Here is a 1,245-nt window from a genome sequence, read left to right as displayed (position 1 = left end):
TGCGTCGTCCTAAAATAGGTTGACTAAAAATTAAACACTTTTAGTATCCTATGGAAACACCAAGAAAACAACCCTGTCGAAAAAATGAGTATCAGAAAATCAGTTTTGATCTCAAACTTTCCATCATTGACGAAATTAACAACGGACAGATTTCTGTTAACTATGCAGCTAAAAAATATGGCATATCTCGAAGTTCCATTGATTATTGGAGAAAGAAATTATCTAACTTTACATCCAAATCAAAAGCAGTGAGCAAGAACCACGAGATTAAAAAATTAAGAGAGCGCATAGAAGAACTGGAATTCATCAAAGACTTCCAACAAGACATTATTGCTGATTTTGAAGTAACTACAGGACTGGATATCGCAAAAAAGTCATTGCCCGAAACATTAGTAAAAGAGATAGAGAAAAAGAAAAGAAACCTTTTAAAATAAGGTGGCTTTATCAATGTTTCGGAATATCAAAACAAGCGTATTATAAACGAATTAAGGTTGATAAACAGCGAGAAGAACAAGCTATTATAATCAAAAAACTCATTGCTCCTATCCGGAAAAAACAAACCCGATACGGTGGAAGAAAGCTGTATCTGGATATTAAAAATGATTTGGAAAAGCGGAACATAAAAATGGGAAGAGATGGCTTTTTCAGGTTTCTGAAAGCGCATCAGCTATTAGTCAAGAAAACCAAACGATTCCATATCACAACAGATTCCAAACACTTTTTCTATAAATCACCAAACAGAATCAAAGGCATCACTCCTACGCATGCAGAACAGATATGGGTCAGCGACATAACTTATCTTAGAATACAGGACAAACACGCTTATTTGGCTTTGGTAACAGACATCTATTCCAAGAAAATAATGGGATTCAAGCTCGATACAAATATGAAAGCAACACTTGTGAAAGACGCCCTTCAGATGGCTTTAAAAAACAGAACACACAAACGTGAAAACATTATTCATCACAGCGACCGGGGAATTCAGTATTGCTGTCCAGAGTTCTCCGATTTCGCAAAAAACAACCGAATGCAACTCAGTACAACACAACAATACGACCCATATGAAAACGCGGTAGCAGAAAGAATCAACGGAATTTTGAAATATGAATTTGGTTTATTAAAAACATTACCTAATTTAGTCCTGGCTCAGAAAATGATTAAACAGGCTGTAAACACATACAATAACGAAAGAAGGCACTATAGCTTAGATATGAAAACACCTGAGTTTGCACACAAAAATCAAGT

2 protein-coding genes are annotated in these 1,245 nt (G+C 35.3%); both read left to right on the top strand.

Annotation, left to right across the window (positions count from 1 at the left end; translation table 11 throughout):
• The first annotated feature begins 50 nt into the window (after nt 1-50).
• Nucleotides 51-434, top strand: coding sequence for a helix-turn-helix domain-containing protein (locus LZZ90_RS13970; RefSeq protein WP_237791319.1), 384 nt, complete (start codon nt 51-53; stop codon nt 432-434).
• Nucleotides 377-1,245 (top strand): IS3 family transposase (locus LZZ90_RS13965; RefSeq protein WP_370640716.1); only part of this gene is annotated, 869 nt, incomplete at its 3' end. The genes LZZ90_RS13970 and LZZ90_RS13965, both read left to right, overlap by 58 nt.

Source organism: Flavobacterium sp. SM15, assembly GCF_022012335.1.
Taxonomy (GTDB): domain Bacteria; phylum Bacteroidota; class Bacteroidia; order Flavobacteriales; family Flavobacteriaceae; genus Flavobacterium.
This window is presented reverse-complemented; position numbering and strand designations above follow the sequence as displayed.